This window comes from Flavobacterium sp. HNIBRBA15423 (assembly GCF_052655965.1).
This window is the reverse complement of record NZ_CP199751.1, coordinates 4017298-4043794: the sequence shown is the minus strand read 5'-3', so window position 1 is coordinate 4043794 and position 26497 is coordinate 4017298. Positions and strand designations below refer to the sequence as shown.

Sequence of the window (26497 nt, the reverse complement as noted above, 5' to 3'; positions counted from 1 at the left end):
ACGCCTGCTAACAGCCACTACAACGTTGTAGTGTATTTTAGAAATGAGTAATAAAAAACGAAATTTATATTTAATCATAATCGGAATTTTATTGATATTTGGAACTATATTCTCTTGGAATTATTCGACTTTCAGCGGACTGAAAAAAAACACAGGATATACTTATGGAAAAATAGTAGCTAATTGGCAATCTGGAAAACATAATTACGAATATTCAAGATATGAATATCAAGTTAACGAAATTAAATTTCAAGGTAAACAAGGAGATAAATATCCGAAAGAAAAATTAGTTGTTATTGTTTATGACAAAGAGAATCCAAAATATAGTATGATTGCGGAATATCCTTTTGAATTAATAAATGAACAAAACGACACATTAAAAATTGAGGAAAAATTTGTAAATTATAGTTGGTGGAATTATTTACCAGTTGACAATATTTCAGATTTATGGGGAAAATAAAATCGGAATTTAAACTATAAAAACACACTATAATAGCGGTTTGCTTCAATGGCTTGTTCCGGATTTTCCTACGGAAAATCCACTGCTGAATGGAATGTTTTGTTATATTTGTAATGGCTTGGTGTTGGTTCAACGCCACTGAAAGCTAGCCTCATAACGTTAGCGAGAATTTATCGCATCGACAGAAAAACTAATGAATATGAAAAAACATCAACAATTCTATTTTTATTTTTATCGATAATAACCTACGGACAAAACCCTAATTTCACCATCAATGAAATAGACAGTATTGTTAAACGAATTGACTCAACTTGTATTCAGGGAGGGGTTGAAGATTTTATTTTCCATAAGAAAGGAAACAAACGAAAGGTTATCGGTGGCGGTGCAGAATGGTATTATACAGATGTTTCTAAAACAAAATTATTGAAAACCATTCGAGAATATTCGTTAAACTCCGAAAATTTAGACACATACTATTTTTACCAAGATTCTTTAATTTATCTCAAGACATCGAACGTAACTTATAGTGAAGACAAAAAGAAAATTAATTCGGAAGGAAAATACTATTTTCAAAACGACATACTAATTTTCAAACAAGACAATAACAATGTTAATTTTAATCCCAAAAGACATCTTAAAACGGCAAGATATTTTTTTGATTCAGGGAAAATTTGGAGAATGTAAACAAAAAACTCTCGCTAACAGCGGTTTGCTTCAATGGCTTAATTCGGTGATTCTTTAGAAAACACGATGATAACTCAAAGTTTGGTTTATATTTGTGATTGTTCGGTGAGAGCTAAGCCACTGAGGCAAGCCGCAGGGACGTTAGCTACAATTAAAACATACTCAAGTGAAAAAGACGATTTATTTGATAATTATAATACTTTCGATTTCTTGTAAAAACAATAATTCCGATAATAATTTTAGGAATGAAATTGACCGAATTAAAGATGAAGAACTTCCGAATAAAGAATACGCAGTGACAACTTTTGAATTTGATACCCTAAATGGGAAAAAGTTCTTCAGCGAAATAAAAAACATATCGAATTCTGGAATTAAATCAATTAGAATATCAACTGAATATTCTGAAAATGATAGCCTAATAGAACAAATTGAAATCGGACCATTTACCAACTCTGAATTCTTAAATCAGAAAATAATAAAAGACAGGAACGGAAATAAAAACTTGTATTTCTTACTTGAGAATGAAAATGGAGCCTTTATTTATGAAATAAAATATGAGGAAGGTAATCTGAAGAAAAGCCGAATTGAATCAAATTATTTGAATTGGAATGAGCTAATTGTTGAAATGAATAAAGAAGAGAAATAAAAGAACTGTAGCTAACAGCCGTTTGTAACAATTGCTAGGCTCAGTTTGTGCTCGGAATTTTCTCTGAAAATTCCACGAGGAGTTTTGTACTTGTAATCTTTTGTTATAAATTTACACAACTACCACAAGCGGCCAAACGTTACCAACAATGCAAAAAACAGTCGTCATACTAATTTTATTAATTCCAATATTAATATTTGGGCAAAACACAACTGATTTTGCTGAAATAGAAAACATTCAATATTTTCATCCACGACTTGATTATAGTTTAGCAGATACACTTAATTTAAAAACTTGGAAAAATTTTAAAAAAGGAAAAAAGGAAAAAATCAAAGAGAACATAATATCTTTAGCTAACGACATAAAAAATGACACTTTAGAATTAACACAAATATTATTATACGGAAAAAAACAGCCAATTAGACTAATAGTAAATAACTCAATAATATTTGACCAAACATTGACCGATGAATCTCAAAAATATGCATATATCATAAATGACTATCCATCCGACGACAAAACTTTTGAAATAACAAGTATTAAAAGAAATTCTGGAATTGTTTTAGCAACATTAATATTATTCGATTCTAAAAAAATAGTCAATTTCAAAATGGATACGGCTTATTCTGGTATTTATCTTAACACCCAAAATATTTTAGTAGGAGATATTAATGAAAACATTGAGAGTTTTGACAAAAATATCGTGGGTGACTATGGAAATAAAGAACTTCCAGTTGCCCCAAAAAAAATAGAGGTTGTAGATGAGGAATATGGTAGAATTACAATCGACCATAAAATTAAAAGAGGAAAGCACAGTTGGTAACTCCGTGTATAAAAAATTGCTAGTTTTAGCTAAAACAAAGTTGGTTGCATGTTTGCCGACTTCCGATATTTTCCTTCGGAAAATCCTCGCCACCAAACACGCAACTTTCCATACACGAAAACGTTAGCTACAATATTATGAATGACAATTTCGAATATAACAAGTTTAGTGAAGAAATCCAACATTGGGATTTTACAATTATACAACGTCCATCAGACAAACGAATAAATTCAACAAATGTTAGGATTGATTGTTTATCTCCAGCTGTAATAAAAAAAGGATCACAAAAGGAAAAAGCATTAATAACAGAATGGAACGAAGTTTTTCCAAAACTCGACAATGTAAAATATTTAAAAATTGATGTTTACAACCAAGAAATTTTTGATGGTATGTGCAAAATTCCAAATTTGGAAAAACTAACAATTACAAATTCAAATTTTACCAACTTGACTTCAATCCATTTATTTAAAAACTTAAATCGCTTTGAACTTATAAGAAACAATAAAATAACAGATGTTGAGCCACTTTCGAAATTAAGACTTGAATATTTGAAATTTGAAGAATGTTTTAATATTTCAAATTATGAAATAATCGGAAATCTAAAAACATTAATTGGACTATCTATTAATGGCAATTGGACTGCTCCCAAAAATCTAAAACTTAATTCGATAAAAACATTTGAAAATTTAAATGAATTAGTTCATCTTGATATTGAGCTTTGTAGTCTTACAGATAACTCTTTTGATAGTATTTTAAAAATGGAAAAACTTAAACGTTTCGACTATCTTGGGAAAGTAGATAAAAAAACAGTTTTAAATATAAAAAACAATCATAAAAATCTTTGTTCCGGAAGTTTTATAAATTAGAAATACTGTGGCTAACACTTGCTACAAGCAATTTGGGGATTTAGCTTAATTTGAAATTGGTTTTGTATTTGGAAGATTAGGCAAATCCGAAGAATGGGCTTAATTTAGTCCCAAACCCGCTGTAGTACCAGAACGTTAACTGCAAGCTTCAAGAAATCAATATATATGAGAAAAATTGTTTTATTATTTACTTTAATTCTTTTACAATCTTGTTGGGTTTGTCCTGAAAAGCAAAGTTTAGAGTTTACTAAATCAACAAAGACGATTAAAATTTTATCCGAGGATTACTATATAAAATCTATCAGAATCACTGAATATTTACCAATGGAAAATTACATTGAAACTGTTGATTCAAATTATGCTGAGTTCACTCAAAATGGAGTAAGAGGCGCAACTGAAATAACTTTAGAAAATAGTGGTGAAAATTATATTACAAAAGACAAATCTGATTTTGAAAGTTTACTAAAAAAAGATTATTTAGAATATGTCATAAATCTTGAAAAATTTGAAAACAAAAAAGATGGAAATTTTGATAATGAAATAATTAGGTTTGTGAGTACCGAAATAAAAGCCGAAAAAAATATTTTTAAATCAAATCATTCTTGTCCATAAAACCAGCGGCTAACTGGCGTTTGGCAAGATTGCGAATTTTGTAGTAAATTCACGTTTACATTTCGCAAGAAATTTTATCTTTAACAGAAAATAATTAGTTCCGTAGTTCGCAACCTCGCCAAGCGCCAAGACGTTGTGCGTCAGTTTGGCGAAACGTAGAAAAATATTACAAAAAATTAAGAAACATAGATGTTAAATAAATTAAGCAAAAATCAACTTTACTTATCAATCACAATATCTAATATATTATTTATTTTTCTGAATTTTTCAATTGGACCAACTTCTGTTTTTGGTCTTGCTGAATTTATACAAAACAAAACTGGATATTTTTTTGGTGTTGACATAAATACTCTTGATTATTTTTTAATTTCACTAATTCCTATTTTTGGATTACTACTAAATTCTGAAAGGAAAGTTAATAATTTCGTAGAAATCCTAAAAGACAACTTAACCATTTTATTATGCTGTATAATAACTTTTAGTGTTGGATTATTTATTTTGGTAACGAAAATTGGAAGTCCAAGCGTAAATCCACTAATTCCAGAGTATTTGCGTGTAGAACCATTTAAGATTTACTCAACTTTTTTTATTGGAATTGGAATTATATTGCCTTTTTTAATAAATAAGAAATACGTTGAAAAAACAGAAAATGGAATTGAGGAAATTGGAAGATAAAAACTAAAAAATATTTATGGATGTGGATAAATTGAAAATTTGCGATGAATGTAATAGTGAATTCAATAAAGAATCTTCTGAAATGGAAAATCTTTGTCCAGAATGTTCTTCAGTTTTATATGGCTATCCGAATTGTGAACATAATTTTATAGAAAATCGTTGTGAAAAATGCTATTGGAATGGAAAAACTAGTGAATATATCGAAAAACTGAAAGCTGAAAAATAAAAAACGAACGCACAACAAGCGTTTGGCAAGATTGCGAATTTTGTAGTAAATTCACGCCTATGTTTCGTAAGAAATTTATAATTTAACAGAAAATAAGAAGTTCCGAAGCTCGCAACCTCGCCAAGCGCCGGAACGTTGTAAGCAAGTTTAAAAATGAGTGCTAAAAAGAAAACCTTTGTTGGAATCATATTTTTATCAATTTCCTTAATAATTGTTTCTGTTTTTTATGGTTTATATTTAATGGCTGACGAAGATAAATATGGTGATTTAGTTTATATAAAAGAAAAAGTTGAAGATGGAGATTTAATCTTAAAATGTAGCAGAGAATCTGTATTTGACGAAATTGGAATAATTGAAAAGGCATATGGTAAAGTTTATGTTTGGGATAATAAAAATACTTTAAAGAAAACTTTGTTTGATTGGTGTGAAAAACAAAACGCACAGAAAGTTATAATTTTGAGAGCAAAAAGAAAAGTAAAAAATGAAAACATTCCAAAAATTGAAGACAAATATAATTACTTGTTAAACTCAACCGAATACGAAAAAATAACTGAAACTTTATAAAAAAACCTACTTACAACATCCATTTGTAGCAATTACTAGGTATGGCTTGGGTTCTGAATTTTACTTCGTCTGTTCGCTTCGCTCGGGTCTCCGAAAATTCTAAAGTAGTTTTGTACTTGCAAACTTTTGTTATAAATTTACGCAACTGCCACAAACAGCAGGACGTTGTGTAGCATTATAAATACGATACAAAAGAATGACAGTATCCATCAAATATTTATTGACTTATTTATTTATCATATCTATAATGACCATAATTGGGTTAGAAATGGACTTTGACATTATTATATTTTTAATTTCATATGGACTTGTTGGACTTTGCCTTTTTTACTTTTTAAAGAGGTTCAAATTTTTCGGATTAAAATCAAGTACTATTCCATTCATAATTATTACTTCTGTATTTTTTACATATATTCTTATGACAAGTATTATTATTTATGAGACTGACTTGGCTTATGCAAAAATAAAATCAATACCAATTGACAATTTGGTTCAATTCTATAATACTAAGGACATTCAAAAGATACCCCAAGAGAAACTACGAGCTTGGATAGGAGTCAGATATAAGGAAATAGGAATTGTCTCAAAAAACAGAATTAGAACTATAAATGCAGTTGGATGGCGAGGAAATTCAGTATTTGCTTATTATGATTTTGACGAGAAAAAATTTAATGGAAGTTACCATTGAAATGAGAAGAAAAACGCTACATAATAGCAGTTACAAGAAATTGGCGGTTCGGTGGTTAAATCAAGCTTTGTACTTCTATCAAAGTTTGTGCTTGGTTGACAGTGAAGTGCTTCTAAATCACCTCCTTAGGGTAGATGCAAAACGTTAGTGGTCAGCTTAGACAGACAATGAAACAGACATTTTACATATTGACATTTTTGCTTCTAACAAGTTGCGGACAATCAAAATCCAATCAGACAAGCACGACTGTTTCTGACACGATTGTGGCAACCAACAATGTTGTTAGAACAGACACGGTTGGACTGAAAGAAACTTTCAACGAAGAAGATTTACCTGTAAACGAATTTTTAACAATCAGGCTGAAACCAATTAGAGCGAATTTTAAGAGAATTAACTCAATAACAAATTGGACTTCCATTGATACCAAAGAATTATCGGAATCAACAGAAGGTGGAGAAGCAAAGTTTTATTATCAAAAAGGACAATTAAAAAAGATTGTTACACGACACTATGGCGAAACATTTCAACTACTGACAGAATATTATTTGCTGAACGGACAACTTTCATTCGTTTTTGAAAAACGCCACAAATACAACCGACCTTTGTATTACGACACGACAGCAATGAAAGAAAACAATGACACCGAAGCGTTTAATATTGACAAATCAGAAATAATTGAAGACAGAAGTTACTTTGAAAACGGAAAATTATTGCATCAAATAAACAATCAAGACTGTGGTTCGCCATTTGCAGACGAATATTTACTTGAAGAGCAAAAACGAATAATAACTTATTTTGACAAACTAATTGGACAGAAAAAAAAGAAATAAAAGCCGAACCGCTAACAGCAGTGGCTGTTGCACAACTAATAAAAGTATGTAATTCATAGTTTTCAATAATTTTAAAAAATTAAAAGTAATTAATATTCAGATACTTATATTTTTATTAAAATCACAAAATTGGCATTTAAATAGAAATTATTAGTTGTGCAACAAGCACAGCCGTTTGTAGCAATTGCTAGGCTTGGTGTGTATTCGGAATTTTCTCCGAAAATTCCACGAGGAGTTTTGTACTTGTACTCTTTTGTTATAAATTTACGCAACTGCCACAAGAGGCAACACGTTACCACCAATGCTAAAAAAACGACCTATCACATAATGAAACAAATCCTATTGACACTGTTGGCGATTCTCTTGCTGACAAGTTGCGAATTCATTAGTAACACATTAAAATATAAAGACAAGACCGAGGAGTTTGTCGAAACCTTAATTAAGGAAGACTATAACAAGTGTGTTGACCTGATGGCTATGAACCACGAAATAGCAAAGAACACAAACATCGATACCATGAAACTTGGATTGGCCAATTTCCGGCAATTAATAGTTAAGAACTGGGGAGAGGAGTTGGAATATTCATTTATGAAATCCGAAAAGAAGTTTTCAACTGTTGAAGCCGACAATACACCTCCCAATACGACACTTGTATTGGTTGAATTTAATAATGAAAATGATTTTGGTGTTCTTGAAGTTCTTTTTGACGATACTTCTAAAAAAATATTGAATATAAAGACACTTGACGTTAAGGCACCAATTCCGACAATGACTTATTTTTGGTTATTTGGAATACTTGCTATTTGTATTCCTGTTTTCAACATTTATGTTATCAGACAAATAAAACGGAGTGACTTAAATAAGAAGTGGCTGAAATATATTGCAGTTATTTTCCTCAATGTTCCAGCAATAACTTATGCAGCAGTAAGTGGACTATCATTTAAGCTTTTGAATTTTCAAATTCTGTTAGGAGTTAGTTTTGGTTATATGGGTTATCTAAATTCCTATTGGACGTTTGGAATTCCACTTGGCGGGCTTTATTGGTTTTGGAAACTTAGACAGCGAAAAAATGAAGCGTCAGAAACAAAAATATTAACTGACCAAGATATAGAAACAGAAACAATGGCTGACATTAACAAACCAAAGACTGAATAAAAGTACAGGTGGTAACAGGTGTTTGGCTCAATGGAAAAATGGTTTTGTATTTGGGAGATTTGGCAAATCCGAAAATAGGGCTTAATTTAGTCCCAAACCCGCTGTAGTACCAGAACGTTGTATGCCCTTTTGAAAAACCGACAGACAATAAGAAATCATCACAATAAAAATAGTCCCACAGTTATTATTACAACATAAAAATGTCCGAAAAATAATGGTCGATGGGTTGTCTTGTATTCTTCATAAAACTATAGATACCATAGATATTAACACTGACCACTTTCTTTCTTCTAATGTTTTATCAGTAGTACTTAAAGGCGAACTAAAGTTAGAGACGTATTATGAAGATAGCAGGTACTTTGTAACAAATAATCAAATGGTATTTATACCAAAGGGAAGGTATTTGATTTCAGATATAATCCCTAAAAATGGCGAATTTGAAGCTGTATTTTATTTTTTTGAAACCGAACTTTTAAATCAATTTTTGTCAAGTATAGACCAACAAAAGGTATTAGAAGACGTCTTTACTCTGAAACTTGAATACACTGACCAAATTAGAGTATTTACCGAAAGTATTCTGAACATATACACAGAAATGGCAAACAAAGGGGTTACTAAAATTAAACTATTAGAACTGCTTTATCTCATTTACAACTCAAAACAGCAACAAATTTTTTTACAAATACTTCATTCATTAAACAGTACAAGAAAAAGAAATCTTGAAAATTTAATGATAGAGAATTTCGACAAACCATTATCAATTGAAGATTATGCTTGCCTAACTGGTCGAAGTATTTCATCATTTAATAGAGACTTTCAACGACGATTTAATACAACTCCCAAAAAATGGCTTATAAAAAAGCGACTTGAAAAAGCTGAAAAGCTCTTGCTTACATCAAATCTTCCAATTCAACAAATTTCTCTTGAAGTAGGCTACGAAAACACTTCTCACTTTGTGAATATTTTTGGAAAACTTTATGGTATATCTCCAAAACAATTTCTTATCAAAAATAGACTTATCAAAGAAATTTGAATTTTTGACGAGAAAATGATAGAAATGATTTTATACAATATTTCACTCATTTATTCTTATTTAGCTTTGCTCAAATTTTAAAAAACAAAAAAATGACTAAAGAAAAAGTAAGTGTTAAATCACAAGGAGAAGTAAAATGTAATAGTTCATTAGTTTGGCAAAAATTAATTGAATTCGGAGGTACTGAAAAATTTGTTCCCGAATTAATTGAAAAAACTATTGCAGAAGGGGTTGGTATTGGTTCAATAAGAACGATATATTTAAAAGGAGGAGGCGTAATAATTGAAAAATTCACTTCACTTAATGTTGAGAAAATGGAAATGAAATTTATAATTATTTCTACTCCAATGCCTATCGAAAACTATGAAGGAATTTTTACAGTAAAAAACATTGACGATGTTTTATGTTTTGTATTGTTTGAATCCATCTTTGAAGTAAATCCACAACAAAAAGTTGAAATAAGCAAAGTGATTAAAGATTTTCAAACAGTTTTTATATCTAATTTGGACAAATAAAACGGCATACAACAAGGGTTTGGCAATAGCGGGCGGAAAGTCTAAAATTCACGTTTTGTACTTCGGTAGAAATTTGTATTTTAGTTGAAAGTTTTGGCTTCAAAATGCCCACCATCGCAAAGCCCAAAACGTTGTAAGTAATTTAAAAAAAGTACTCAAAATGAAAATATCAGGAAAATCTATCAGATCTTTTATTGGCTCAAAAAACTATAACATTTCTCGAAAATTTTATATGGATTTAGGATTTGAGGAAGTAATAACCTCTGAAAAGATGTCATATTTCTATATTGGAGAATTCGGTTTTTATTTACAAGATGCATATGTAAAAGATTGGATTGATAACTCAATGATTTTCTTTGAAGTGGATAATTTAGAAAATACTTTGAAATTCATACAAAGTTTAAAGTTGACTGAAAAATATGAGAATGTACGATTATCTGAAATAGTGTTTAACGAATGGGGAAATGAGTTTTTCCTTCACGACCCTTCCGGAATATTATGGCATTTCGGAAATTTTAAATCTTAAAAATAATAGAATATAAAAACTGCTTACAACATTGGTGGCTATAAGTAATTGCTCGGTCTCGTCTACTTCTGCAAATACTCACAGTTTTTTAGTTTTGTGTGTACTTGCAAAGTTAATAGCTAACCAACGCAACTACTCATAGCTGGGGACGTTTTGTGTAATTTTGAGACAAAGATTATTGAAATAAAATTATATGATTAAAGAATATAAATTTAATAAAGAAAGAATATTATTAGGCATCTTTTTTTTGCTTTTAATGCTTTTTCTTTCATTTAATTTCTTGTTGGAACCTGAAAAATTTATTACAAATGTTTTTACGAGAAAAGAAAAATTTCAAATTCTTGGAATAATAGGAATTTTTCTTTTTTCAGCTTCAATATTCTCCTTATTAAAAATTTTATCAAGAAAATATGCTATACAAATTACTGATGAATTTTTGATTGACAATTCAAAATATGAATCATTTGGAAAAATTGAATGGAAAAACATTTCAAAAACTCAAAGAATTAAGAAATATAGCATTGAAATATTTTTAACCGAATCTGTTTTTAAAGACAGAAAAATTAATTTACTTAAAAAATTTCTTCTTTTTATGTATAATTGGAATTATAAAAAAAGTATAATAATTTCAAGTGCTGTATTAAACTGTAGTATTGAAGAACTTTATAAAGAAATTAATTTAGCACATCAAAAAAACAAAAAAACTATACACAACAACCGTTTGTAGCAATTGCTAGGCATGGTTTGTGTTCGGAATTTTACTTCGTCTGTTCGCTTCGCTCGGGTCTCCGAAAATTCTATGAGTAGTTTTGTACTTGTAATCTTTTGTCTTAAATTTACGCAACTGCCACAAGCGACTTAACGTTATAGGGCATTTTAATAGACCACAATAAAACAGATAATTTACATATTGATATTAGCTTTTGGACTTTGGGGTTGCAACAATCAGACAAAGGTAAAAACCGTTGACAAAAGCTCGGTTGACACTTTACCAAATGTTTCAAATGTTTCGACCGACAAACAGAAGCAGAAAATTATAATTAAAAATAAATCGCAATACGACCAGTCGTTTATTGACGGACTTTCCGAATATAACGAGCCAATAAAGCTTATTGAAAATTATATTTTAGTCGGACAAGACACAGTTTATTTCTCCGAGGATTTACAACTTAATAAAGAAACCATTTTCAAAGGAACTAAAGACAAAAAAAACTTTGTTCTAAGCGTTACAAGAATCAACTTGACAAGTTTGAATTACACTTTTCAAATTTTAAATAAAGACTCTAAAGCAATAAGTAACAAATCAGGCAGGGCAACATTGGGTTCCTTGTTTTTTTTAGGTTCAGAAACTGACGATGACGATGACGATGACGATGAGACAGGCGATGGATATTTAAGTGTTGAATATTGGGACAATTCAGCCGACTGTTCTTTTGCAATTAGAATTGGAGAAAAGGACGACAACGGAAAATTTAGAGCTAAAATTAAACTTTCCTGTAAAGACGATAAATTAAAAAACATAGGCTTGGACGACAATCCAACCTTACGAACAGAATAAAAACGCATTATAACAAGCATTTGGCAAAAAAGCGGGTTCAGTGGTTAAATAAAGCTTTATGCTTCGTATCAAGTTCAGTGCTGGCAGAAAGTTTCGTGCTTCGAAATCCACTTCTTCGCCAAGCGGCAAAACGTTGGTGGCAATTATAACGACAGAAAACACAATGAAAAACATTAGACTGATTTTGATTTTGCTAATAGGTGGATTTCTAACATATTTTGCATTTCAATCTCAATACAGAGTTTACTTTTTTGACAGCATTATTGAATTTGGATTAGTAATTATTGGGCTTATAGTTTTCATTTGGACATTTGTTTCAAACCTAAAAACTTACAAAATTAAACATCAAATAAAATGTTTTACTTTGACAATTTTGTGTTCTTTTTTTTCATTAATCATTTTAACACTTCATATTAGAACACAACTAAAATTTGACAAACCAACGTTGGTGAAAGTGTTTTATGATGGTGATTTTAATGGAACAGGAATTGATTTCAAAACTGACGGAACATATATTTTTGACAATTCTACAATAGGATTATTAAGCGACTATTTTTATGGAACATAAAAATTTCTGGAAATAGAATTACGATGGACAAAGACCAAATTGACAATCTTAAAAACTTGAAGTATTTAGAAATTAAAGAAAAAAGTATTGAAAAAAATAATGCAGAATTATACTTATTTAAAATTGATAGTTTAGGAAACTTGATAGATAGTTCAGAAGAATACAGAGTAACAATTGACAACAGAACAAACGAAAAGGAAAAATAACAGCCACTACAACGGATTTAGGCAATTGACTTAATTTAGTTCCAAACTGCTTATAGTGCCAAGACATTGGCAATAATTATGAAAAAACATCATGGCTAAAGAAAAACACTTATATCGGATTTTATTTCTTGCATCAATATGTCTTTTATTGATTAATGACTTATGCCTTAAATATGAATATCATAATTATCTGACTGGAAAGCTGTCGGACTTTGCAGGACTTTTTGCTTTCCCATATTTTTTCAGTTGCTTTTTTCCAAAAAAGATAAAGCCGATTTATATTTTAAGCGGACTTTTATTCGTGTTTTGGAAATCTGAATTTTCACAACCAATTTTTGATTTTGCTAACTTAAACGGAATTGGAATAAACCGAACAGTTGACTATTCTGATTTTATTGCCCTGTTAATTCTTCCAATCTCATACAGCTATTGGAATAGAGAATCTAAACTTTTGATTGAACCTAAAAAATTTTTGAAACCAATAGTAATTGGAATTAATTGCTTATCATTTATTGCAACAACACTTCCTAGAGCTTATGGAGATATCCGAATGAAGTCTGATTTTGAAACTAAAAAACAAGCTAACTTTGAAGAAGCTAAAAGAGCGATGACATTTTATGAATCTTCGCAAGAAGAAAGATTTATTTATCATATAGAAATTCCTAAAAGAAAAATGAAAATTGCGACAAAGATTGCGGTTACAGAAAAACCAACAGGAGTTTTGAATATAAAATTGGACAGTATTTTAAGTTATACAGTTCAAGGAAGTGGATTTATTTTTTGGAGCGGAATTGACAAAGACGATGTGGATTATGCTGAAAATTTGACAAAAGAAGAAATTGAAAGTTTGTTTAGAGAACAACTTGATAAACAAATAAAATAAATAACTATTGCTAACAGCGGTTTTTAAGAAATTGGAGTTTAGAGCTTAATTTAAAGTTTGTTTTGTACTTTTGATTTTAGGTCTTTAACAGAAAGTTTTGGAATGCTTTTCCCCAACTTCTTATAGCCGCAAAACGATAGCAGTAATTGTAAAACTACACTCCCACTCGCCCTCATTTATCACAATATTTTGGTCTTGATTACATCGATTTTATTTTATAAATAAATCGTAGCGTTTGTAATGCAGTTAGCTAAAACTGGACAAACCTGAAAAAACTTAACTTTTAGTTTTTAGTTTTCTTAAAATCAATATATTTGAAAGAAAAAATGATTGAGAAATATTAAAATTACTAATCGTATGGTTACAACTTTTATACTATTACAGTTATAGATTATGTTTGTATAAAGCCATGTTAAAAAGCCTTATTCTCGTTCATTAAGTAAATAGTACTCGTTGCAAACGAACCAGAGGGTAAATAAGTAAGAAACAATATTATGAGTGACGATAAATATTATATTATTAGTGTAGATTATACTTATGGTGGTATTGATCCAATGATGCTTGGTAGCATGCCCGACCTACCTGAGGATAATGAAGACGATTGGATGTTTGGCCAGCCATTTACCGTAGCGCCAGAAGAACCTATTTTCGTTGCTATTAGAGAAGATAACGAAAATCTTACACCGCTTAACTTTTATAAAGACCCACCAGTTGCGACTAAAGCTTTTATTGATGCTTTAGTAGAGGCGGGCGTGAATAATATTGTGACTTATGATGTCTTGCTAAGAAGTCGCACTAACCCCTCAATCACTATTGATGGTTACAAAGCCATTAATATTATTGGATGGGTCAAAGCGGCTGGACCTGGAACCGTTTATCTAACGGATTCCCGAATTGCTGATGCAAGTATGAAAAATGTGGAACTGGAGCCTCGTTCCATTAAAGGTTTATACATGTTCCGCTTGGCTCAAAGTATGCGAACCATTGTTGTCCACGAAAAGGTCAAACAGCATTTGGAAGCGAAGGGTTTCGAAGATCTAATCTTCACAGAACCTGGTGATGCCCTGATTTTGTAGCGTCACTCACTCCCATTGGTGACCTAAAACACCATGAAAAGTGGTATTGGGATAATTTTGCCTCACTTGTTCGCTATCACTTGGGTGGCAAATCTGAAAATAAGGCATAATTTAGTCCCAAACCCGCTGTAGTAGCAGCATATGTTAACCGCAATTAATCAAACCAAAAAATAAAACAGTATGGAAGACGGATTAAAACTTTTTTGGAATAGGTATTTTAAACTCGATTGGAAGTTTGGATTATTTCTTTTGTTATTACTTTGTATTCCAAGATTTGCTTTAGTGCTCAAAGCTAATGAAACTGGTAACTATAGCCTTATTGGAATAATAATGTTGATTTCTGCGATAATCCCTTTTGTTTTCCTAAATAAGCTTGGCCGAAAACAAATAGGAATAGTAAAAACGAATAAACTTAACGCATTAATTTTTGCATTGATTGCAGGTCTTGTTTTTAGTTACGTATTATACTTGATAGGGAATTGTTTATATGGAAATACTTATGAAAACTGGTATGAATATATTGGTAAATCCTATAACATCCCTGACAAAATAAGTGGGCAAGAAAAGAAAATAATGTTTGCAATTATGGCAATTACAGGAATGACTTTTAGTCCAATTGCTGAAGAGTTGTTTTTCCGAGGAATCGTGCATAATAGTTTTGCTAATTCTCTTGGAGATAAAAAAGCTTCAATTATTGACAGTTTAGCTTTTTCTTTAACACATATTTCTCATTTCGGATTAGTTTTCATAAACAACAACTGGGACTTTTATTTAATACCAACCTTGATTTGGGTACTTAGCATGTTCCTTGTAAGTTTACTTTTTTTTCAAATGAAAAGAATTACAGGTTCAATTTGGGGAGCAGCTCTTTGTCATTCTGGATTTAATTTAGGAATGATTTATTGTGTTTTTTATTTGATGTAGAAATGAAATCAAAGAATAAAAGCCGCTAACATACAATATAGCAAATGGCTGGGAAGTTAGTAAATTCGGGTATTGTAGCCCACATTAGGTTTTTATCTTGGAGGATAGGAACGTCCTCCGAAAACCGCCACTTGCCCTATTGTTAAACGTTAGCCGTCAGTTAAAAAAATAGAAATGGATAAATATTTAGAAACATTTGAAACTTGGAATAAAGTAGCAAAATTATACGAGGATAAATTTATGAATTTAGATTTGTATAATGATACTTATGACAAGTTTTGCGAATTATTATTGAAGAAAAATCCATCAATTTTAGAAATTGGTTGTGGTCCCGGAAATATCACAAAATATTTATTGAATAAAAGACCCGATTTTGCAATTCTAGGAACCGACATTTCACCAAATATGATTGAATTGGCAAAAACAAATTGTCCTAATGCAATGTTTGAAGTAATTGATAGTAGAGAAATTGAAAATATAAAGAATAGATTTGATGCAATTGTTTGTGGATTTTGTTTGCCCTATTTATCCGAATTGGATGTTGAAAAATTCATAATGGATTGTAAAAATTTATTAAATGAAAACGGGAAAATATATTTAAGTTTTGTAGAAGGTGAAAAAGACAAATCTGGTTATCAGAAAGGTAGTAGTGGAGACAGAATTTATTTTTATTATCACAATTTAGAAAACGTAACAAATCAATTAAAACGTAACAATTTTGAAAAGCAGTATTTGATACGGAAAAGTTATGAGAAAAATGATAAAACAGAAGAAATACATACAATTATAATAGCGTTTAGTATATGAAAAGTAGGCGATTTCAAAGCACTAAACTTTCGATTAAGCACAAACTTTAATACGAGCATTAATTTACGAATTCAGCACTAATTCGCCTATTTTTTATATACCTTGTTACAAGCTGCCCTTTTGTTTTTTTGGATAGTCAGCTTTGTTGCTATTATGATTTCAGTTTACAATTTGAGTAATTTTTGAACAAAAAATGCTGTTTCTCAAAATGGAAACAGCATTTTACACTATTAACAAAAGGTTATTTTAGCCTTTTACATCTGCCATTGATGCTCCAAAATTGATGTGTAACACATTTCCGTTTGGCGTTACCAAAGCTGGAACAGATTTTACTCCTGCTTTTTCTGCTTCGACAATCCGTGATTTATCGATACCAAAGTGAACTACTTCTACTTTATCTGAACCCAAAAGGTTGATTATGTCGTGTTCTGCACTTAAGCATACAGGACAGCCTGCGTGATAAAAAAATGCTTTTTTCATTTTTATAATTGTTTAAAATTTTGAAAGGATAATTGTTAGTTCTTCTATTTCTAAGTCATTCATTGGTTTAAGTGGGCTTCTTAAATTACCGCCATTTTCGCCTAAAATGGTTAAACCTGCTTTGATGGCTCTTGGCAAACCTTTACCTACAATAAATTGCAAAAGTTCTAATTGTTTGTAGAATAACTCTTGTGCTGCTGTCAAATTATTGTTTTGGATTGCATTGTATAAACTAATATTTAATTCAGGAATAAGGTTCGGAGCGGCTGTGCACCATCCTGTTGCACCTGCGGCAAAGGCTGCTAAAGCAAGCGGATTTGAGCCATTGAAGAAAGCAACATCTTTACCTAATTCTTTTCTTAAAAAATGCATTCGTTGTACATCGCCACAACTTTCCTTAATCATAGTAACATTAGGTATTTCAAGCAATCGTTTTAGCAAATTTGGTGACATATCCACGCCACTTGTTGCAGGATTATTATAAGCCATAATTGGAATGGAAATGCTACTTGCAACTTTATCATAATGTTGCAAAATTTCATCGTCAGTAAGTTTCCAATAACTCATTGGAATAATCATTACAGCATTTGCACCTGCTTTTTCTGCAAATTTAGCGTGGTGGATTGTTCGTTCAGTCGTTAGATTTGAAACACCAACTAAAACAGGAAGTCGACCATTTACTTGTTGTATTGTTGCTTCTGTAATAGCCTCTTTTTCGTCATCGTTTAAGTAGGGCAATACGCCAGTACTTCCCAAAGGTGCTATACCGTGAGAACCGCTAATAACTAAACGTTCTAATAGTTTTTTAAAGAGTTTTATATCAACCTTTTCGTTATTATCAAAAGGCGTGATAGGATAGGCAATTATGCCTTTAAAAGGTACATTCTTCATATATTTATTTAATTGAGAGGTTTGTGTCGTTTATTTAAAGGTCTCTACCTTCTTCTTCCCGAAGTGCAACACCTAAATTTTGAAGGTGTGGAGCATTTTCACACGCAAGGTATTTCGCACTATTTTTACTGTTAAGATTACCGTGTCTATGCCAAGCCCAAGAAGGAATGTAAACAGCATCTCCTGCTTTCCATTCTATTTTTTCATCTTCAATTTCTGTCCAGCCTTCTCCTTCAATTACATAAAGTACTGTTTCGTAAGTGTGTCTGTGCCTATTAGTGATTTGGTCAGGCAACAAACCGCCAATAGTCATACTTACATTTTTTGATGGAAGGTCAATAAAGAAAACAGGATGCTTCCTTTCTGTTGAAAATTGGTCGTGCTCGCCTGCCTTTTCTACGTTTCTATGAACGAATTTTGAAGGTTTCACATACTGTGGACGAGCGTATGTTTCGTGAAAGTCCTTTGAGCTGAATTGCTTTTCATTATTCTCCATTGTTTTTATTTTTCGTTAAAAATTTAATTACAACACAAAAGTACATTATCTTTGGACTACCTAAATAGTCCAGTAATAATGTAAAATAGTAGTCCAGATGCTTAGACCTTGGAAACTCCAAATTGAACTTGTTTTCAATTGTGAAAAATCAATTTTTTTTCAAATTGCTGATGCCATAATTGACGCTATAAAATGTGGTCAATTACAAAAAAATCAAGCCTTGCCAGGTAGTCGACAATTAGCACAACAATTAAAAGTAAATCGAAACACTATTGTAAATGCCTTAGATATGCTTATTGCTGAGGGTTGGATAATTTCCATAGAACGGAAAGGAACATTTGTCGCAGATATTTTGCCTATTCATAAAACCTTTAAAAAGAATGAAGTAATAAGTGTTTCAACAGAAAAATCTTCAATTGGTAAAATAATTTTTGACGATGGTTTACCAGATAGTAGGCTTGCCCCAATGACCGAATTGGCAAGAGCATATCGACAAATTTTTAATCGTAAGGCTCGTTGGCAAATGATGGGTTATGCTAACGAATTTGGGGATTTAGATTTTAGAAAAGCAATTATTTTAATGCTTAATTTCAATAGGGGAATGAATGCTTCTGAAAATGAAATATGTGTAACACGTGGAAGTCAGATGGCATTATATCTCACTGCACATTGTTTATTTCAAAAAGACGATTTTGTAATGATTGAAAATCCGGGTTATAAATCTGCTTGGCAAGCATTTGAAAGTGCAGGTGCAATTTTAATTCCTATTTCAGTAGATAATGAAGGTTTAAACGTAGATGATATTGAAATACAGTTAAAACAAAACAGAAAAATAAAAGCAATTTATACCACGCCACACCACCAATTTCCTACTACGGTTACAATGAGTTTGCAAAGGCGACTGCAATTAATAACATTGTCTAACAAATATGGTTTTACTATAATTGAAGATGATTATGATAATGAATTTCACTTTGGTCAAAGACCCATAATGCCTATTTCAAGTTTTGAAGAAGCTATAAATTTTGTTTATATCGGCACTTTGAGTAAAGTAATTGCACCCGCTTTACGTATTGGCTTTTTAGTGAGTAACCTCGAATTTATTCAGAAAGTAGGTAGTCTGCGTAAAATTATTGATGTGCAAAACGACAATATTATGGAACAGGCTGTACTTCAATTGATAAATGATGGCGAAGTAAAACGCCATCTCAAAAGAACAATGGCAATATATTTAGCCAAAAGGGATTATTTTGAAACTTTATTAAATAAATATTTAGTTGATAAAGCAACATTTATAAAGCCAGAGGGTGGCTTGGCATTTTGGATAGTTCCAAAAATAGAACTTGATGTGTTTGTTATAGCGGAAAAATTAAAAACTCAGGGAATAGAAATTGTCACACCTGATAAATTTAGTTTTTCGACCTCAATAAGTGGCTTTCGTCTTGGCTATGCTTCATTGTCAGAAAAACAGTTGGAAGAAGGCGTAATTGCACTTTCAAAATTATTGTAGATGTAGTTGTTTGTTTTTTTAGGTCGGTTTGTTAGGGTTGCTTGTAACAGAAAAATAACCAAACGGCTAATAGTTCCACAACTGATTTGGGCAATGGGCTTAATGGAAAAATAGTTTTGTATTTGGGATGATTTGCTTCGCTTGTTTGCTATCGCTCGGTTGGAAAATCTAAAAATAAGGCTTAATTTAGTTCCAAACACGCTGTAGGTACTGGAACGTTAGTGGGTATTAAAAGATGACAGATTCAACAATAAAAAACAGGCAAAAAAGTGAATAGAAATATGAGTAAAATAATTTTTGACAGTGGAATATCTCTTGACGGATTTTTCGCAGGAGACAATAGAAGTCCGAAAAACCCTATGGGTGGTGTTTCAGGACAAATTCATTCTTGGATGTTTAACCAAAAAGCATTTTGGGAATATCTAGGAATGGAAGGAGGCAAAGAAGATGGAACTGACGGGAAATTTATAAGTGAGACTATTGAAAGAACAGGTGCATTCATTATGGGAAAACGAATGTTTGAGGAAGGCGAAGTAATTTGGCCAAATGACCTCTATAAAGCAGACGTTTATGTTTTGACACACGAAAAGCGAGAGCCTTGGGTTCAACAAGGCTCAACAACTTTTCACTTCATTAATGACGGAATAGAAAGTGCACTTGAGAAAGCAATACGATCCGCAAAAGGAAAGGATGTAAGAATACAAGGTGGAGCAAATACCATTCAACAATTTCTGAATGCTGGACTTGTAGACGAATTTTTTATTCACATCGCACCTGTTTTCTTGGGTAGTGGAATCCGATTATTTGACGAAATTGACAAAGACAAGTATGACATTGAAATCGAAGAAGTAATCCCATCTGACTTGACTACTCATTTGAGATATAAACTGACAAAGAAATAGAAAAACGACCCGCTAACAATGTTTATAAAAACCTAATTATTTATGAAACACTTTTTATTATCAATGATTTTATGTTTTTTAGGAAACATTGCTCTTGGACAAAATAGTCCAAAAGAGATATCTCCGGAAATTTTGAAAAAAATTAAAGCAGAAGTAGAAACTCAAGTTCCTACATTAAAACTGAAACTTTCAAAACAAGAATTAAATGCTGATGAAATAGAATTTAAAATAGATACATTTCGAATAGAGACAATAGCTTCCAAGAGAATAGAAATTGATTATTCAACAACAGGTATGAATATATCGGTTGATGAAATGACCATTGCTTATGATAAGTTAATGAATAAGTATTACAATAAACTTATGAAGTTGCTTAAACCCGAAGACAAGAAGGTTCTTATTACAGCCCAAAAAGCTTGGTTGGTTTTTCGTGATGCTGAACTTAATCTAATTGGAACTATGACAGATGATGATTATTCAGGAGGCGGAACAATTCAGTCGAACATTCGAGTAGGCTTGTATTCATCTTTAGTTGTCGAAAGAACAATTGAAATTTTTAATTATTATAACGGAATTATTAAAAATGAATAAAGCCATCCGCTAACAGCCATAACTGTTGCTCAACTCTCAATTTTCAAGAATTATAAAATTCAACCTCTTTAAAAACAATTTAAGGGAGGTTTATTTTTACTGCCTATATCTTTATTTTTCTAAACTACAAAAGCCTTTTTAAAGTACTCTTCGATTTTTTTCCTCTTTAAATTGATAAAATTATACCTCCAAAAAAAGTTTTTTATTGTAGCTTAAATCAGCTATTTTTACTTTTAATATAATAGAAATTAATACAAACACAGGTTATTAGACAAACTGATTTAGCCACCATTTAAAACAACAATATGTTAGAAAACTTTAAAAATCATTATCATGCAGAAGCTAACAATATTCTTGCTTCTGAGGAATTAATTAATGAATACAAAGAAAAAGTGCCAAAATTATTAATCGATATATGGACAACTACTGGTTTGGGTAAATATAACAAAGGAATTATAGAATTAATTAATCCTAAAGACTATGAATCGAACCTTTGGACTTGGCTTGGAAAAGTGGTAGAAAACTATACTCCTTTTGCAATTACTGGATTTGGAGAATTATTATATTATCGGAAACTAACGGAAACAGATGAAGATATCTGCATGATTGATATTCAATATAGGAAAATAGAAACATTAGTTTGGAGTATGGAATCGTTTTTTGATGATTTTTTAACAAATGACGAAGACAAAAAAATGTGGTTGAGAGAAGATCTTTTCGTAGAAGCAATTTCAGAAAAAAGTAATTTACAAAACGGTGAAGTTTTTACATTTGTTCCAATTCTTGCCATTGGAGGAGCTGAAGAAATAGATTATTTACAAAAAGGTAGTGCTTGTGTGTATCAAGATTTAGTTTTTCAAATGACAAACTAATTGAGAAATGGTAAAAATAAACTATAGCTAACAGCAGTAATTGTTATACAACTCCTCTTTTTCAAGAATCATAAAACTCAACCAATTGAATTGGAAAATTTGAAATAAAATCTCCCAATAACATTCTATAAGCATAATGCGAGCGAAAACAATAAATTTAAATGTATTGAATATTAACAAACATATGAAAACAGTAGTAAATTGAACATGCTAATAGGAAATAGAAATGAATGATAATACAAAAAGACTTTCACGACTAACTACAATTTTAACACAATTACAAACAAAACAACTTTTGACGGCTTCGGAACTTGCTAATAAATTTTCAGTAAGCAATCGGACAATTTATAGAGACATCAAAGCATTAGAAGAGTCGGGAGTTCCTATTTTAACGGAAGAAGGAAAAGGATATTATTTGATGGAAGGTTATAGAATTCCACCTGTAATGTTTACTGAAAGTGAAGCCAATGCCTTAATCACAGCCGAACAACTTATACTTAAAAATAAAGATACTTCCTTTATAAAAGAATATACCGAAGCAATCAATAAGATAAAATCTGTGTTGCGATACAATACAAAAGAAAAAGCAAATTTACTTTCAAATCGAGTAGTTTTTAGATATAATACGGCTAATGATCAAACCAGTAATTTTTTGTCCACATTGCAATTAGCTTTGACCAATTTTACCTGTTCAGAAATAAATTATGTAAACGAAAAAAACGTAATTACTAATAGAATTATAGAACCATTTGCACTTTACAACACACAAGAAAATTGGGTACTTGTCGCATTTTGCCGATTAAGAAAAGATTTTAGGGCTTTTAGATTGGATAGAATTCAATATTTAAAAGTACTTAATGAACAATTTAAGCCACACAAAATGACACTTCAAGAATATTTTAAAATGTGTGAAATTTAATTTTAACCCTTGACATAAGGCTGTCGCAAGCTCATTTTATTTTTGCAGAATAATTAAAAATTCAAAAAAATGATAAGAGTAAGCAACAATTTTGCAAAAGCCATGGAATTTACAAGTTTCAAGAAAAAAGAAACTGTAACAGATGATGAGCTAATAAATGCAGTCTTGAAATTTGAGACTGTCTTAGAGAAACAAACTGGAGTTATTTTTCATTGTCTGGTGCGTAACTTCAAAAATGAATATGCAAATGTACTTTTCGTAACAGAAATTGATGATTTGAAAAATTTAGAAAAAAAAATAATGGCACTTTCAGAAGCGCAAGATTTTTTCAAATTAATAGATGAGTTAAGTATTAAAATGACATTTCATGCTATATTGAAAGACGATTTTGAAGTGCCAAATGATTTTTCATGCGTTGAATATGGTACTTTTTCCCTTAAAGACAAAAATGAAAATTTCACATTATTGAAAATTTCAGAGGACATTGAAAAAGAATATTTAACTACTTTTGAAAATACAAAAGCTCATTTTATAGGTTCAATAGCAGAAAATAGATTTTCAGAAGTAACAATGGGGAAAACTTTGGGGAAGACCAAAGAAATTTGTTTTGGGTATTTTACTAATCCATTTTGCAAACCATTATTAGAAATGGCAGACGAAACCACAATGGAACTTGATTTTTGGTATTTAATTGCTTAGAAAATGAAAGAACAACTCCCATTAATTGATAAAGAATATTTACTAGAAAAATTTCCAGGTAAAAGTGGTTGGACATTTGCAAAAATTCCCGAGATAATGCAAAATAAAAACACCCCTTTTGGCTGGGTAAGAGTACGAGGTACAATTGACCATTTTGAAATTAAAAATTACAATTTACAATCCATGGGAGATGGTTCTCTTTTTTTGCCAGTAAAAGCTGAAATTAGAAAGAAAATAAATAAAAAAGAAGGCGATTATGTTCACATCATTTTATTTACTGATAATTTACCCACTGAAATTCCTGAAGAATTAAAACTTTGTTTAATGGACGAACCGATGGTTTATGAAACTTTTTTAAATTATTCCAATGGCGAACAAAAAACAATTATAGAATGGATTTATTCTGCCAAAACAGACATAACAAAAGTAGAACGAATTGCTAAAACGATAGATAAAATAATAAAAGCAATAAATTGACCTACTTAAGCACTTACTAATAATAACAATTTATCAAAAAGCGGATTTAGTATTGCTTGACAATTTTATATTTTGAAACCAATTTTTTTGGTTAGCACCAAAACGCTAGTGGTCATTATAACAAACGAATAAAAAAAATTAACCTAAAATATTATAATTATGCTTACAGATGTTAATCCGAAATTACCAATGCGAGACAAGGCAGTAACAAAGAATTACTACTTAAATAATTTAAATTTTAATGAAGTTGGAGATTATGATAATTATTTAATAGTTAGCAAAGACAAAATAGAAATCCATTTTTTTATATTTAAGGAACTTGATCCAAAAGAAAACTATGGACAGGTTTACATTAGAACAAGCGATATTGATAAACTTTATCAGACACTTTTAGACAACAATGTTTTGATTCATCCAAATGGACCTTTAGAAACAAAACCTTGGGGACAAAAAGAATTTGCTTTACTTGATCCAGATAATAATTTACTAACTTTTGGACAAAGCATTTAACTAATAGAACTGATTTAAACTTTTTTTGAATAAAAAAGTTTAAATCAGTTCATATACTAAAAACATTCTGTTGACATACGTTTGTCATTTGGACCTTCTAATTTTGTAGAAAAACAAAATGAAAATTGAAAATTTGAAACCGTTTAACGGACAACATTGTGAAACGACTGCCACAGGAACTTTGTTATTACAACTTGGAATTGACCTATCTGAACCCATGCTTTTTGGTTTAGGTGAAGGACTTGGTTTTATTTTTTGGAATATGAAATCAATGAAATTTCCATTTATCGGTGGACGAATAAAACCAGATGCTTTAACAAAAAACATAGCCAGAAACCTAAACCTTGAATTAAGGGTTAAAGAAACCTCATCGGATAAAAAAGCATGGCAAAATGTTAAAGAACTTATTGATAATGGACATGTTGTTGGACTAAAATTAGACTGCTATCATTTAGAGTATTTTTCAAGAGTATTTCACTTTGCAGGACATTATGTGGCGCTGTATGGTTATGATAATGAAAACGCTTTTTTGGTGGACACTAATCAACAAGGTGGACAAGTGAAAACAAGTTTAAAAAGTTTAGCCTTAGCAAGATCTGAAAAAGGTCCGATGGCTTCAAAAAATTTGTATTACATACTGAATAAAACAGACAGAAAGTTTGATAAAGAAAATGCTATCCTAACTGCTATTTATAATAATGCAAAAGACTATCTTAATCCTCCAATTAACAACATTGGCTATAAAGGAATTTTAAAAACAAGTAAGGAAATATACGCATGGTTTGACACGACTAAAGATATTGAAGGTGACTTTTCTACTTCTGCAATACTTATGGAACGAGCAGGAACTGGTGGAGCATTGTTTAGAAATTTATATCGCGATTTTTTAAAAGAGAGTTACGACTTGTTACAACTTGACACACTTAAACAGGCACACAAAGAATTTGTTGACATTGCAAACTTATGGACAGACGTTTCCAATTTGTTTATGCTAGTCAGTAAAACTAAGGACAAAATATATGTTGAACAGGCTTCTGGCATTTTAAAACAACTTGCAACAAAAGAAAAAAATGCAATGGAAAAATTAGCAGAAATATAGGTAGATGCCTAATAATGATGAGTGCTTCACAGCCTCTTTAGAAGACCGAATTTTCAAAGAGCCTTTCTTTTTAATCTTTCCTTCTCATTATACTTGAAGAGTTGTGTTACAAGCTAAAAAACGACTAAAACCAAAATATAAACAATGAATTCAATTGAAATACTTTTATTGAACTTTTCCGAAACTAGAAGACGTAGTATTAAACTATGGAGCGGAATTCCAAATGAATACCTGAATTGGAAACCTGATGAAAATGCGTTTACCATTATAGAGATGATAAGACATGTATTGGAAGGGGAACATCTTTTCCATAAAATTGTAGAAAACCGAGGAAATTTAGGAAATTACCAATCGCCTTGGAATGAATTAAAATACTCTGACTTGAAAAACGAATTGGATTTTTCCCAAAAGTATAGAGTGGAATTTTTGAATATGGTAAACGAACTGAACGAATCTGAATTAGAAGATATAAGAATTGAGAGAAAAGAAGTTGGGCAAAGTAAAAAATTGGGAGATTATCTAAATCGAATCGCTTATCACGAATCAGTTCACACTGGACAACTGTTGGACTATTTAAGAACAATTGGTATTGAACGACCACAAATATGGGATTAATGAAAAGACAAATTGCCATCATCATCAGCAATTTTGAGCAAAAAAAGAGAATTTTTTTAAAAAGAAACGCAACTAATTACTAAAATTTGCATCTTTTTACTAAATAAACTT

The 26497-nt window shown here is 30.8% G+C and carries 35 protein-coding genes; 32 read left to right on the top strand and 3 right to left on the bottom strand.

What is annotated here, in order from left to right:
- Positions 1 to 43 precede the first annotated feature (43 nt).
- The 22 genes from ACULEV_RS18020 to ACULEV_RS17915 all read left to right on the top strand — a co-directional run bounded on the left by ACULEV_RS18020 (position 44) and on the right by ACULEV_RS17915 (position 16325).
- Entirely contained in the window at positions 44 to 460 is a 417-nt protein-coding gene (locus tag ACULEV_RS18020) for a hypothetical protein (protein WP_445456440.1), read from the top strand.
- An 850-nt stretch (positions 461 to 1310) separates the two neighbouring features.
- Positions 1311 to 1790, top strand: coding sequence for a hypothetical protein (locus ACULEV_RS18015; RefSeq protein WP_445456439.1), 480 nt, complete (start codon positions 1311 to 1313; stop codon positions 1788 to 1790).
- Between the two features lie 148 nt (positions 1791 to 1938).
- The gene (locus ACULEV_RS18010; protein WP_445456438.1) at positions 1939 to 2613 is read left to right on the top strand and encodes a hypothetical protein; all 675 of its coding nucleotides are present in this window, start codon (positions 1939 to 1941) and stop codon (positions 2611 to 2613) included.
- 137 nt (positions 2614 to 2750) lie between these two features.
- The gene (locus ACULEV_RS18005) at positions 2751 to 3479 is read left to right on the top strand and encodes a hypothetical protein (protein WP_445456437.1); all 729 of its coding nucleotides are present in this window, start codon (positions 2751 to 2753) and stop codon (positions 3477 to 3479) included.
- Positions 3480 to 3644: 165 nt separating this feature from the next.
- Entirely contained in the window at positions 3645 to 4091 is a 447-nt protein-coding gene (locus tag ACULEV_RS18000; RefSeq protein ID WP_445456436.1) for a hypothetical protein, read from the top strand.
- 189 nt (positions 4092 to 4280) lie between these two features.
- A complete protein-coding gene (locus ACULEV_RS17995; RefSeq protein WP_445456435.1) occupies positions 4281 to 4766 on the top strand; it encodes a hypothetical protein in 486 nt (161 codons plus the stop codon).
- 16 nt (positions 4767 to 4782) lie between these two features.
- The gene (locus tag ACULEV_RS17990) at positions 4783 to 4992 is read left to right on the top strand and encodes a hypothetical protein (protein ID WP_445456434.1); all 210 of its coding nucleotides are present in this window, start codon (positions 4783 to 4785) and stop codon (positions 4990 to 4992) included.
- A 153-nt stretch (positions 4993 to 5145) separates the two neighbouring features.
- Positions 5146 to 5556, top strand: a complete 411-nt coding sequence (locus tag ACULEV_RS17985; protein WP_445456433.1) for a hypothetical protein — start codon at positions 5146 to 5148, stop codon at positions 5554 to 5556.
- 418 nt (positions 5557 to 5974) lie between these two features.
- Positions 5975 to 6244: a hypothetical protein gene (locus tag ACULEV_RS17980; RefSeq protein ID WP_445456432.1), complete on the top strand. Its 270-nt coding sequence runs from the start codon at positions 5975 to 5977 to the stop codon at positions 6242 to 6244.
- Between the two features lie 167 nt (positions 6245 to 6411).
- Positions 6412 to 7074 carry a hypothetical protein gene (locus ACULEV_RS17975; protein ID WP_445456431.1) on the top strand — a complete coding sequence of 221 codons (663 nt, stop codon included), beginning with the start codon at positions 6412 to 6414 and terminating at the stop codon, positions 7072 to 7074.
- A 156-nt stretch (positions 7075 to 7230) separates the two neighbouring features.
- A complete protein-coding gene (locus tag ACULEV_RS17970; protein ID WP_445456430.1) occupies positions 7231 to 8229 on the top strand; it encodes a hypothetical protein in 999 nt (332 codons plus the stop codon).
- Positions 8230 to 8443: 214 nt separating this feature from the next.
- Positions 8444 to 9262, top strand: a complete 819-nt coding sequence (locus ACULEV_RS17965) for a helix-turn-helix domain-containing protein (protein ID WP_445456429.1) — start codon at positions 8444 to 8446, stop codon at positions 9260 to 9262.
- 92 nt (positions 9263 to 9354) lie between these two features.
- On the top strand, positions 9355 to 9777 hold the full coding sequence (locus ACULEV_RS17960; RefSeq protein WP_445456428.1) for an SRPBCC family protein: 423 nt from the start codon (positions 9355 to 9357) through the stop codon (positions 9775 to 9777).
- A 160-nt stretch (positions 9778 to 9937) separates the two neighbouring features.
- On the top strand, positions 9938 to 10303 hold the full coding sequence (locus ACULEV_RS17955) for a glyoxalase (protein ID WP_445456427.1): 366 nt from the start codon (positions 9938 to 9940) through the stop codon (positions 10301 to 10303).
- Positions 10304 to 10496: 193 nt separating this feature from the next.
- On the top strand, positions 10497 to 11030 hold the full coding sequence (locus ACULEV_RS17950) for an STM3941 family protein (RefSeq protein WP_445456426.1): 534 nt from the start codon (positions 10497 to 10499) through the stop codon (positions 11028 to 11030).
- Positions 11031 to 11213: 183 nt separating this feature from the next.
- A complete protein-coding gene (locus ACULEV_RS17945; RefSeq protein ID WP_445456425.1) occupies positions 11214 to 11861 on the top strand; it encodes a hypothetical protein in 648 nt (215 codons plus the stop codon).
- Between the two features lie 163 nt (positions 11862 to 12024).
- On the top strand, positions 12025 to 12429 hold the full coding sequence (locus ACULEV_RS17940) for a hypothetical protein (protein ID WP_445456424.1): 405 nt from the start codon (positions 12025 to 12027) through the stop codon (positions 12427 to 12429).
- 23 nt (positions 12430 to 12452) lie between these two features.
- The gene (locus ACULEV_RS17935; protein ID WP_445456423.1) at positions 12453 to 12635 is read left to right on the top strand and encodes a hypothetical protein; all 183 of its coding nucleotides are present in this window, start codon (positions 12453 to 12455) and stop codon (positions 12633 to 12635) included.
- A gap of 91 nt (positions 12636 to 12726) precedes the next feature.
- Complete coding sequence (locus tag ACULEV_RS17930) at positions 12727 to 13518, top strand: hypothetical protein (RefSeq protein WP_445456422.1); 792 nt, start codon at positions 12727 to 12729, stop codon at positions 13516 to 13518.
- A gap of 494 nt (positions 13519 to 14012) precedes the next feature.
- Positions 14013 to 14594 carry a hypothetical protein gene (locus ACULEV_RS17925; RefSeq protein WP_445456421.1) on the top strand — a complete coding sequence of 194 codons (582 nt, stop codon included), beginning with the start codon at positions 14013 to 14015 and terminating at the stop codon, positions 14592 to 14594.
- 180 nt (positions 14595 to 14774) lie between these two features.
- Complete coding sequence (locus tag ACULEV_RS17920; protein WP_445456420.1) at positions 14775 to 15518, top strand: lysostaphin resistance A-like protein; 744 nt, start codon at positions 14775 to 14777, stop codon at positions 15516 to 15518.
- A 174-nt stretch (positions 15519 to 15692) separates the two neighbouring features.
- Complete coding sequence (locus ACULEV_RS17915) at positions 15693 to 16325, top strand: class I SAM-dependent DNA methyltransferase (RefSeq protein WP_445456419.1); 633 nt, start codon at positions 15693 to 15695, stop codon at positions 16323 to 16325.
- 246 nt (positions 16326 to 16571) lie between these two features.
- Here the strand turns inward: ACULEV_RS17915 and ACULEV_RS17910 are convergent, their stop codons facing one another.
- From ACULEV_RS17910 to ACULEV_RS17900, 3 genes are read right to left on the bottom strand one after another with little or no spacing between them, the layout of a single operon-like run.
- The gene (locus ACULEV_RS17910) at positions 16572 to 16805 is read right to left on the bottom strand and encodes a thioredoxin family protein (protein ID WP_445456418.1); all 234 of its coding nucleotides are present in this window, start codon (positions 16803 to 16805) and stop codon (positions 16572 to 16574) included.
- A 12-nt stretch (positions 16806 to 16817) separates the two neighbouring features.
- Entirely contained in the window at positions 16818 to 17696 is an 879-nt protein-coding gene (locus tag ACULEV_RS17905) for a dihydrodipicolinate synthase family protein (RefSeq protein WP_445456417.1), read from the bottom strand.
- A 34-nt stretch (positions 17697 to 17730) separates the two neighbouring features.
- Positions 17731 to 18192: a cupin domain-containing protein gene (locus ACULEV_RS17900; protein ID WP_445456416.1), complete on the bottom strand. Its 462-nt coding sequence runs from the start codon at positions 18190 to 18192 to the stop codon at positions 17731 to 17733.
- Positions 18193 to 18289: 97 nt separating this feature from the next.
- Here ACULEV_RS17900 and pdxR point away from each other — a divergent pair, with 97 nt between their 5' ends.
- From pdxR to ACULEV_RS17850, 10 genes are all read left to right on the top strand, one after another.
- Entirely contained in the window at positions 18290 to 19702 is a 1413-nt protein-coding gene (pdxR, locus tag ACULEV_RS17895; protein ID WP_445456415.1) for a MocR-like pyridoxine biosynthesis transcription factor PdxR, read from the top strand.
- 281 nt (positions 19703 to 19983) lie between these two features.
- Complete coding sequence (locus ACULEV_RS17890) at positions 19984 to 20604, top strand: dihydrofolate reductase family protein (RefSeq protein ID WP_445456414.1); 621 nt, start codon at positions 19984 to 19986, stop codon at positions 20602 to 20604.
- Between the two features lie 42 nt (positions 20605 to 20646).
- Positions 20647 to 21195 carry a lysozyme inhibitor LprI family protein gene (locus ACULEV_RS17885; protein ID WP_445456413.1) on the top strand — a complete coding sequence of 183 codons (549 nt, stop codon included), beginning with the start codon at positions 20647 to 20649 and terminating at the stop codon, positions 21193 to 21195.
- A gap of 305 nt (positions 21196 to 21500) precedes the next feature.
- On the top strand, positions 21501 to 22067 hold the full coding sequence (locus tag ACULEV_RS17880; protein WP_445456412.1) for a T6SS immunity protein Tdi1 domain-containing protein: 567 nt from the start codon (positions 21501 to 21503) through the stop codon (positions 22065 to 22067).
- Between the two features lie 226 nt (positions 22068 to 22293).
- Entirely contained in the window at positions 22294 to 22986 is a 693-nt protein-coding gene (locus tag ACULEV_RS17875; protein ID WP_445456411.1) for a helix-turn-helix transcriptional regulator, read from the top strand.
- Positions 22987 to 23055: 69 nt separating this feature from the next.
- Positions 23056 to 23685 carry a hypothetical protein gene (locus tag ACULEV_RS17870; RefSeq protein ID WP_445456410.1) on the top strand — a complete coding sequence of 210 codons (630 nt, stop codon included), beginning with the start codon at positions 23056 to 23058 and terminating at the stop codon, positions 23683 to 23685.
- A 3-nt stretch (positions 23686 to 23688) separates the two neighbouring features.
- On the top strand, positions 23689 to 24162 hold the full coding sequence (locus tag ACULEV_RS17865) for a YdeI/OmpD-associated family protein (RefSeq protein ID WP_445456409.1): 474 nt from the start codon (positions 23689 to 23691) through the stop codon (positions 24160 to 24162).
- Between the two features lie 159 nt (positions 24163 to 24321).
- Positions 24322 to 24672, top strand: a complete 351-nt coding sequence (locus ACULEV_RS17860) for a bleomycin resistance protein (RefSeq protein ID WP_445456408.1) — start codon at positions 24322 to 24324, stop codon at positions 24670 to 24672.
- Positions 24673 to 24790: 118 nt separating this feature from the next.
- Positions 24791 to 25771 (top strand): BtrH N-terminal domain-containing protein, encoded by a 981-nt coding sequence (locus tag ACULEV_RS17855; RefSeq protein ID WP_445456407.1) that lies wholly within the window; start codon positions 24791 to 24793, stop codon positions 25769 to 25771.
- Between the two features lie 144 nt (positions 25772 to 25915).
- Entirely contained in the window at positions 25916 to 26386 is a 471-nt protein-coding gene (locus ACULEV_RS17850; protein ID WP_445456406.1) for a DinB family protein, read from the top strand.
- Positions 26387 to 26497: the final 111 nt, after the last annotated feature.

What these genes read in the sequence shown, in the direction of transcription:
- ACULEV_RS18020 (WP_445456440.1), top strand. Translation starts at nt 44, where the DNA reads ATGAGTAATAAAAAACGAAATTTATATTTAATCATAATCGGAATTTTA.
- ACULEV_RS18010 (WP_445456438.1), top strand. Translation starts at nt 1,939, where the DNA reads ATGCAAAAAACAGTCGTCATACTAATTTTATTAATTCCAATATTAATA.
- ACULEV_RS18005 (WP_445456437.1), top strand. Translation starts at nt 2,751, where the DNA reads ATGAATGACAATTTCGAATATAACAAGTTTAGTGAAGAAATCCAACAT.
- ACULEV_RS18000 (WP_445456436.1), top strand. Translation starts at nt 3,645, where the DNA reads ATGAGAAAAATTGTTTTATTATTTACTTTAATTCTTTTACAATCTTGT.
- ACULEV_RS17995 (WP_445456435.1), top strand. Translation starts at nt 4,281, where the DNA reads ATGTTAAATAAATTAAGCAAAAATCAACTTTACTTATCAATCACAATA.
- ACULEV_RS17990 (WP_445456434.1), top strand. Translation starts at nt 4,783, where the DNA reads ATGGATGTGGATAAATTGAAAATTTGCGATGAATGTAATAGTGAATTC.
- ACULEV_RS17985 (WP_445456433.1), top strand. Translation starts at nt 5,146, where the DNA reads ATGAGTGCTAAAAAGAAAACCTTTGTTGGAATCATATTTTTATCAATT.
- ACULEV_RS17980 (WP_445456432.1), top strand. Translation starts at nt 5,975, where the DNA reads ATGACAAGTATTATTATTTATGAGACTGACTTGGCTTATGCAAAAATA.
- ACULEV_RS17975 (WP_445456431.1), top strand. Translation starts at nt 6,412, where the DNA reads ATGAAACAGACATTTTACATATTGACATTTTTGCTTCTAACAAGTTGC.
- ACULEV_RS17965 (WP_445456429.1), top strand. Translation starts at nt 8,444, where the DNA reads ATGGTCGATGGGTTGTCTTGTATTCTTCATAAAACTATAGATACCATA.
- ACULEV_RS17960 (WP_445456428.1), top strand. Translation starts at nt 9,355, where the DNA reads ATGACTAAAGAAAAAGTAAGTGTTAAATCACAAGGAGAAGTAAAATGT.
- ACULEV_RS17955 (WP_445456427.1), top strand. Translation starts at nt 9,938, where the DNA reads ATGAAAATATCAGGAAAATCTATCAGATCTTTTATTGGCTCAAAAAAC.
- ACULEV_RS17950 (WP_445456426.1), top strand. Translation starts at nt 10,497, where the DNA reads ATGATTAAAGAATATAAATTTAATAAAGAAAGAATATTATTAGGCATC.
- ACULEV_RS17940 (WP_445456424.1), top strand. Translation starts at nt 12,025, where the DNA reads ATGAAAAACATTAGACTGATTTTGATTTTGCTAATAGGTGGATTTCTA.
- ACULEV_RS17935 (WP_445456423.1), top strand. Translation starts at nt 12,453, where the DNA reads ATGGACAAAGACCAAATTGACAATCTTAAAAACTTGAAGTATTTAGAA.
- ACULEV_RS17930 (WP_445456422.1), top strand. Translation starts at nt 12,727, where the DNA reads ATGGCTAAAGAAAAACACTTATATCGGATTTTATTTCTTGCATCAATA.
- ACULEV_RS17925 (WP_445456421.1), top strand. Translation starts at nt 14,013, where the DNA reads ATGAGTGACGATAAATATTATATTATTAGTGTAGATTATACTTATGGT.
- ACULEV_RS17920 (WP_445456420.1), top strand. Translation starts at nt 14,775, where the DNA reads ATGGAAGACGGATTAAAACTTTTTTGGAATAGGTATTTTAAACTCGAT.
- ACULEV_RS17915 (WP_445456419.1), top strand. Translation starts at nt 15,693, where the DNA reads ATGGATAAATATTTAGAAACATTTGAAACTTGGAATAAAGTAGCAAAA.
- ACULEV_RS17910 (WP_445456418.1), bottom strand. Translation starts at nt 16,805, where the DNA reads ATGAAAAAAGCATTTTTTTATCACGCAGGCTGTCCTGTATGCTTAAGT.
- ACULEV_RS17905 (WP_445456417.1), bottom strand. Translation starts at nt 17,696, where the DNA reads ATGAAGAATGTACCTTTTAAAGGCATAATTGCCTATCCTATCACGCCT.
- ACULEV_RS17900 (WP_445456416.1), bottom strand. Translation starts at nt 18,192, where the DNA reads ATGGAGAATAATGAAAAGCAATTCAGCTCAAAGGACTTTCACGAAACA.
- pdxR (WP_445456415.1), top strand. Translation starts at nt 18,290, where the DNA reads ATGCTTAGACCTTGGAAACTCCAAATTGAACTTGTTTTCAATTGTGAA.
- ACULEV_RS17890 (WP_445456414.1), top strand. Translation starts at nt 19,984, where the DNA reads ATGAGTAAAATAATTTTTGACAGTGGAATATCTCTTGACGGATTTTTC.
- ACULEV_RS17885 (WP_445456413.1), top strand. Translation starts at nt 20,647, where the DNA reads ATGAAACACTTTTTATTATCAATGATTTTATGTTTTTTAGGAAACATT.
- ACULEV_RS17880 (WP_445456412.1), top strand. Translation starts at nt 21,501, where the DNA reads ATGTTAGAAAACTTTAAAAATCATTATCATGCAGAAGCTAACAATATT.
- ACULEV_RS17875 (WP_445456411.1), top strand. Translation starts at nt 22,294, where the DNA reads ATGAATGATAATACAAAAAGACTTTCACGACTAACTACAATTTTAACA.
- ACULEV_RS17870 (WP_445456410.1), top strand. Translation starts at nt 23,056, where the DNA reads ATGATAAGAGTAAGCAACAATTTTGCAAAAGCCATGGAATTTACAAGT.
- ACULEV_RS17865 (WP_445456409.1), top strand. Translation starts at nt 23,689, where the DNA reads ATGAAAGAACAACTCCCATTAATTGATAAAGAATATTTACTAGAAAAA.
- ACULEV_RS17860 (WP_445456408.1), top strand. Translation starts at nt 24,322, where the DNA reads ATGCTTACAGATGTTAATCCGAAATTACCAATGCGAGACAAGGCAGTA.
- ACULEV_RS17855 (WP_445456407.1), top strand. Translation starts at nt 24,791, where the DNA reads ATGAAAATTGAAAATTTGAAACCGTTTAACGGACAACATTGTGAAACG.
- ACULEV_RS17850 (WP_445456406.1), top strand. Translation starts at nt 25,916, where the DNA reads ATGAATTCAATTGAAATACTTTTATTGAACTTTTCCGAAACTAGAAGA.